This is a genomic window from Terrisporobacter petrolearius, from assembly GCF_020748185.1.
GTDB classification, from domain to species: domain Bacteria; phylum Bacillota; class Clostridia; order Peptostreptococcales; family Peptostreptococcaceae; genus Terrisporobacter; species Terrisporobacter petrolearius.
The window spans coordinates 1-5,386 of sequence record NZ_JAHZMO010000082.1; the positions used below are offsets into that span (position 1 = coordinate 1).

Below are 5,386 nucleotides of genomic sequence, written 5' to 3' on the forward strand. Positions count from 1 at the left end.
CTCTATAGTTCCGCCAAGTAGATCTTTTAAGGCTTCTTGTATATCTTCAGCGCTTTGAATATCATACTCTTCAATTAAATTTGCTATGATATTTCTTTTTCCTTCGCTAAGCTTTTGTTTTCTTTTTGCCATAATAAAACAGCCTCCTAGAATAATTAAATATTATCATAGAAAGCTGTTGAATTTTGTTATTTACAGAGTTTTTTCACACACTCGATTTAAAAATATACAAAAGTGTTGTTACTGATATAAGTTCGGGCTGTATATTATGCACGGATAGGACAAGTGCATATATAGCAAATATAATAGCAGTAAATGAACCATATTTAATGTTAAGATGCCATTCTATGTCAACTGTTTATTTAGCTGGTTCTAGTGGTATGACTACCGCATCATCTATTCATGCCGTATCTGGTTCTATTATAACAGTTAACACAACACTACAAACTGGAAGAAAAGGCTCCACATCTCACATATATACATCGGGTAATGGTCAAGTATTCGCAGATGGAGTTACATGGGATACTACCGTATCTAGCGGTAATAATGATTCAACTGGTAATGATAAAGTTACTAAAACTGTTACAGTTAAATCAACATCTGGTGATACATATAGAAGTACTTATACATCATGGAAAAAAGACGGAACAGTCAGACAAGGTAACGCATACGGTTCTGGTAACTGTGATGGTTTCTGGTTCTTTGGTTCCTCATTATCAACATATTTAGCTAAAAATCCAACAGCCATAACAATAACAGTGACACGACAAACTGGTGGTTCTGGGTCAGATGTTAACTTAACTATGATAACACATAACCATACTAGTCGACCAAGTGGTTCAGGTACAGTTAAGGAAACATTACGAGCATTTAAAGCTGGAGCAAATAAAAGCACAACGATTAATCTATCATCAGCTGAAATTGCCAAATTAAAGAACTATAAAGGTGTGGGACTTAAAACGTCATATAGTGCAACAAACTACGCTGTTTGTTCAGGTACATGTACTATAAAAGTTACTTATAAAGAATAGAAATAATACTATAGGTAGCTAAATATTAAAATGAATAATATTATGGGAGGTATTGAATATGGAAGCAACACAGATTTTAAATCATGTATATAAACAAGAGGTAGCAAATGCAATTGAACAAAAGGTTTTATTTCAAACTCAATTAGAAATATCTAGAGAAGCAATAAAGCAAAAGGATAATGAAATTAAACAGTTAAAAGAAGAAAATTTAAAAATTAAAAATGAAATTGAGGCTTTACAATGTAAGCAAGTATATTTAGATGATAAGATTGAACAAATGGAAGGTGAGCAAGAATGTATGGCAAATTAATAAATGGCGTACTATATACACCACCTAGAGATTTAGTAACTGACGAAGGTAAAGTTATTATAGACTTTGACACTAACGAAAAATTACTAAAACAGATGGGCTATAAATTAGTTACTAGAAATATACCAGAGTATGACCCTACAACACAAAAACTAATATTAGGAAGTCATTCAGAGGATGACAATAATATAATAATAAACTATATTGTAGCAACTATACCAGTTGACCCAATGGTTGAATTAGAACGAAAAGTAGATGATCTTACAACAAACAACAATATGCTGAAAGAGTGTATTTTAGAAATGAGTGAAATCGTATATGGTGGTTAGAAAACTACTATACAGAATATTATTTAAGTAAAGAAATATAGTGCAAACAATTAGATAGTAATTATAGTAGTTCAAATATACTATTATAATATATAATACTTATATAGTTGTAATAATTACAATATAGATAATATATTAAATAACATGCGTAATAAGTAGCCATAAACATTAAGTGGTATACCAAAGCAGTATATACGTAATAACAGTACTATAGATTATGAATTAGTAGTAAATGACATTTATTAAATTAAAAAAAGGGGGGAATTATAATGTTAAGAAAATTAATGAGTTTAGGTATGATAGCAATAATAAGTGCAAGTTTAATGGTTGGATGTAGTACAACAGAACAGGCAGTTGATGACGCGAAACAAGCAGTAGAACAAAATAGTTTAAGCTTAAATGCTAAATTTGGTAAGGTTATAGAGGTTAATGAAAACAACAGAGTATTAGTAGTAAAAGTTGAGATGGAGAACGGAACTTCTGGTGATGGTGTTGAGATGGTTAAACGTGCTTTTAGCAATGTATATCAATTTACAGAACAATTGGACTTATCTAAATATGAGGAACTTCAATATTGGGGAACAGTTCAATTAACAGATGGTACAACATCTAAAGAAGTTAGTTTTTCAATTAAATCTGATGGTTTAAAACAAATGAGTGATTTGACAAGAGAATGGAAAGACATGAACCAAATGGCTACAATCGTTTTAGACTTCTGGACAACTGATGAATACAAAGACGATTTGCAAGTCTTATACACATATAATCAATCAGAGGAACAAACTAACAACAACAACAAAAATAAAACAACTGAGACAAGTGCTAAGAAAGGTACAACTACAACTAAAAAGCAAACTAATAAGAACAAAACTAAAAAGAATACTAAAGATGATAATTATGATGAAGATGGTTTTTATACAGGAGTTAAAGACGGTACACATTTAGGCGAAATAGGTAAAGAACAAGACGAACAACATGAACAAGAGGAATCCACATGCGACTTCTGTGGTGTACAAAGTAATAGTGTAGAAAGACATGGTAACTATAAATTATGTGTTAGTTGTTATAGCGGAGTAAAAAATAGTGAAGAAGGGGAAAGCAAATTATACGAATAACTAATAAAGGATAGTATGAGATATGAATAAAGAATTAAATTATAGACTACATAAATCATATGTAGTCTATGTATAAATTAAGTAAATTCAAGTCTTGTATTATAATGTACACGAGATATATAAAGGTGGTGGTGACATGATAGCAAAACTATGGATGCAAGAAATAATAGATGGAAATAAAACTTACACTCAAGTACCAAGATTACTTAAAGAACAAGTAAAAACTGTATTAATAAATTCTGGATGTGAAGAACTAATTGTAGAATAGTTCTTTTTTATTGCGCAATTTGTATCGATTGCAATAAGTAATCGGTATAAAATCTGTATAAAGTTGGGATAAAATCTATTAATCGTGTCTACAATCAACGTAGAGGTGAATGCATGATTTTACTATTAGCAGGATTAATAATATGTGTAATAGGGATAATTTTTAGTATTTTATCAATTATTGCACTTATAGAAATGTTAAGGATCTAATTAATTTTAGAGCCTTTTTTAATACAAAAAACGAAAGAGGTGTTGAAATGCAAGAAAATTTAAATCAAATTAAAGTATTTGTAGTGGCTGGGTTTGGGGCAATAACAAGTTTGTTAGGTATACTAGCTATACCAGTTTATATTTTAGTTGCTAGTAATATAATAGATTATTTTACAGCATTATTTGCAACTAAGAATAGAGGTCAAAGTATATCCTCTAGCATTGGAATAAAAGGTATAGTTAAAAAGATATGTATGTGGCTTCTTATAGTTGTAGGGGTTATGTTAGATAATCTGCTTATATATCTATCAACGACATTAGGAATAACATTGCCATTTAATTTTTTAATAGCTTGTATAGTAGCATTATGGTTATGTGCTAATGAAATAATAAGTACTCTAGAAAGTATGTCAGATATACTAGGTGAGGATATGCCTAGTTTTTTATTGCCTTTAGTTAAGGGAATTAGAAGTCAAGTTGAAGAAAAAGTAAATTCTAAGGAGGAAAATTAATATGAGTAAAAAATATCTTATTGCAGTAGATAGCGGGCATGGCATGAGTACACCTGGGAAACGTACTCCCAAATTAACTAAAAATTTATATGTAGATGGGAAATTAGTAAAGAAAAAAGGTGATATAATACATGAAAAAGAATTTAATAAACCTGCAGCTGAATATCTTATAAATGCCCTTGAAAGATGTGGTTTTAATACTATTAATGTTAGTCTAGGAACTAGCGATGTTAGTTTACAAGATAGAGTAAGAAAAGCAAATAATGCTGGAGCTGATTTTTATATAAGTAAACATTATAATGCTATAGGTAGTTGCTCTAAATTCCAAGACAATGTTAAAGGTATAGTTAGTATTTATAATTATGGATCAAGTAGAAGTGAAAAAGCAGCTAAATTAATACAATCAGAATTAATAAAAGAGCATGGTGGATTTAATTTTGGGGCTAGAAGTGATAAAGATATCTCTGGATTTAGTTTGTATGTCCTATCTAATACTAAAATGGCAGCAGTATTAACTGAAAGTGGATTCATGGATTATCAACCAGAGGCAGAAAGAATGTTAAATCCTAAATTTCAAAAAGCAGATGCAGAAGCAACTTGTAGAGGTATATGTAAATATTTTGATGTAAAGTATATTGAAGAAAAGGTAACAACGAATAAAAAAGAAATAAAAAATAAAGTAGATTATAATTGCAAAGCAAAAGTAATAGCAAAAGAATCTTTAAATGTAAGAGATAGTAGACCTAAAGATGGTAAATTGGGTAAAATAAAATTTACATTAAAACCTAATACAATAGTTACCTTAGGGTATGTATTTGATGGATGGGGTGGAATTTATTTAAATGAAAAAGAAGGATTTGTAAATGTAAAATATTTAGAATTATTATAGATAAAAAATAAGGTGGCTAACGGAAAGCCTCCTTTGAATAATAAGTATAAGATGCTATGATATAATTTTTAAAAAGACTGGTAAGGATTTATTTCCTACCATTCTTTTTTATTTGTACATTTTTCATCTAAAATACTCACAAAAATACATTTTATGCATACCTTGTAGTAAGTTTAGATGTGAATTTAAGCTTGACTTTCTATAAAGAGGTGGTTTAATGAGGAATCGATTTAGATTAAGAAGATTTTTTACATGCCCTTGCTGCGGTAAAAGATTTTTAAGAAGGTTAAGATGTCGTAGATGTGGTCGTTGTTTTTCTTGCTGTAATTGTAGAAAAGGTTTTAGAGAGTAAAATCCATCGAACTTCAAGAGCTATTTTAAGAATTAAAGTAACTTATTGTTGCTAACTAGCATCCCCATTATTTCATTTACGATAAACAATTAAATACAAAATAAGGTGGCTTTCTATTAGCCACCTTAAAGTAATGAAACAATAAAAATTTATAGGGACTGTAGGTAGATTTGTGTAAAACAAACTTACCTACAGTCTTTTTTGTATGTAAAATTGGTAAGTTTGGAATAATATTCATATTAAGCTTTTGGAGGTATTAAAATGAAAAATAAAAAAGAAATAATTATTCCAGATATAGACTATCAAGTTGAAGTTAAAAAGTGTAAAACTATGGAAGATGTGGTTGGTAAAAATGGACTAATGCAAAAGTT

Annotated in this window: 8 protein-coding genes and 1 pseudogene; 8 read left to right on the forward strand and 1 reads right to left on the reverse strand. The window is 29.4% G+C overall.

The features are described from left to right. Window positions 1-132, reverse strand: a pseudogene (locus tag K0040_RS21995) (IS256 family transposase); the annotation flags it as partial. A gap of 215 nt (window positions 133-347) precedes the next feature. Between K0040_RS21995 and K0040_RS19510 the strand changes: the two are divergent. From K0040_RS19510 to K0040_RS20820, 8 genes are all read left to right on the forward strand, one after another. Then, window positions 348-1,031 (forward strand): hypothetical protein, encoded by a 684-nt coding sequence (locus K0040_RS19510; RefSeq protein ID WP_228110375.1) that lies wholly within the window; start codon window positions 348-350, stop codon window positions 1,029-1,031. Between the two features lie 58 nt (window positions 1,032-1,089). Further along, window positions 1,090-1,341, forward strand: a complete 252-nt coding sequence (locus K0040_RS19515; RefSeq protein WP_228110376.1) for a hypothetical protein — start codon at window positions 1,090-1,092, stop codon at window positions 1,339-1,341. After that, a complete protein-coding gene (locus tag K0040_RS19520) occupies window positions 1,326-1,670 on the forward strand; it encodes a hypothetical protein (protein ID WP_228110377.1) in 345 nt (114 codons plus the stop codon). The genes K0040_RS19515 and K0040_RS19520 overlap by 16 nt, the downstream gene beginning before the upstream one ends. A gap of 269 nt (window positions 1,671-1,939) precedes the next feature. After that, entirely contained in the window at window positions 1,940-2,785 is an 846-nt protein-coding gene (locus K0040_RS19525) for a hypothetical protein (protein ID WP_228110378.1), read from the forward strand. A 136-nt stretch (window positions 2,786-2,921) separates the two neighbouring features. Beyond that, on the forward strand, window positions 2,922-3,053 hold the full coding sequence (locus tag K0040_RS20815; protein WP_265588944.1) for a CD1375 family protein: 132 nt from the start codon (window positions 2,922-2,924) through the stop codon (window positions 3,051-3,053). 256 nt (window positions 3,054-3,309) lie between these two features. After that, window positions 3,310-3,774 (forward strand): phage holin family protein, encoded by a 465-nt coding sequence (locus tag K0040_RS19530; protein ID WP_228110379.1) that lies wholly within the window; start codon window positions 3,310-3,312, stop codon window positions 3,772-3,774. Window position 3,775: 1 nt separating this feature from the next. Continuing rightward, the gene (locus K0040_RS19535) at window positions 3,776-4,663 is read left to right on the forward strand and encodes an N-acetylmuramoyl-L-alanine amidase (RefSeq protein WP_228110380.1); all 888 of its coding nucleotides are present in this window, start codon (window positions 3,776-3,778) and stop codon (window positions 4,661-4,663) included. Window positions 4,664-4,880: 217 nt separating this feature from the next. Further along, the gene (locus tag K0040_RS20820; protein WP_265588945.1) at window positions 4,881-5,015 is read left to right on the forward strand and encodes a hypothetical protein; all 135 of its coding nucleotides are present in this window, start codon (window positions 4,881-4,883) and stop codon (window positions 5,013-5,015) included. The last annotated feature ends 371 nt before the right edge of the window (window positions 5,016-5,386 follow it).

What these genes read in the sequence shown, in the direction of transcription:
- K0040_RS19520 (WP_228110377.1), top strand. Translation starts at nt 1,326, where the DNA reads ATGTATGGCAAATTAATAAATGGCGTACTATATACACCACCTAGAGAT.
- K0040_RS19525 (WP_228110378.1), top strand. Translation starts at nt 1,940, where the DNA reads ATGTTAAGAAAATTAATGAGTTTAGGTATGATAGCAATAATAAGTGCA.
- K0040_RS20820 (WP_265588945.1), top strand. Translation starts at nt 4,881, where the DNA reads ATGAGGAATCGATTTAGATTAAGAAGATTTTTTACATGCCCTTGCTGC.
- K0040_RS19515 (WP_228110376.1), top strand. Translation starts at nt 1,090, where the DNA reads ATGGAAGCAACACAGATTTTAAATCATGTATATAAACAAGAGGTAGCA.
- K0040_RS19535 (WP_228110380.1), top strand. Translation starts at nt 3,776, where the DNA reads ATGAGTAAAAAATATCTTATTGCAGTAGATAGCGGGCATGGCATGAGT.
- K0040_RS19530 (WP_228110379.1), top strand. Translation starts at nt 3,310, where the DNA reads ATGCAAGAAAATTTAAATCAAATTAAAGTATTTGTAGTGGCTGGGTTT.
- K0040_RS20815 (WP_265588944.1), top strand. Translation starts at nt 2,922, where the DNA reads ATGATAGCAAAACTATGGATGCAAGAAATAATAGATGGAAATAAAACT.
- K0040_RS19510 (WP_228110375.1), top strand. Translation starts at nt 348, where the DNA reads ATGTCAACTGTTTATTTAGCTGGTTCTAGTGGTATGACTACCGCATCA.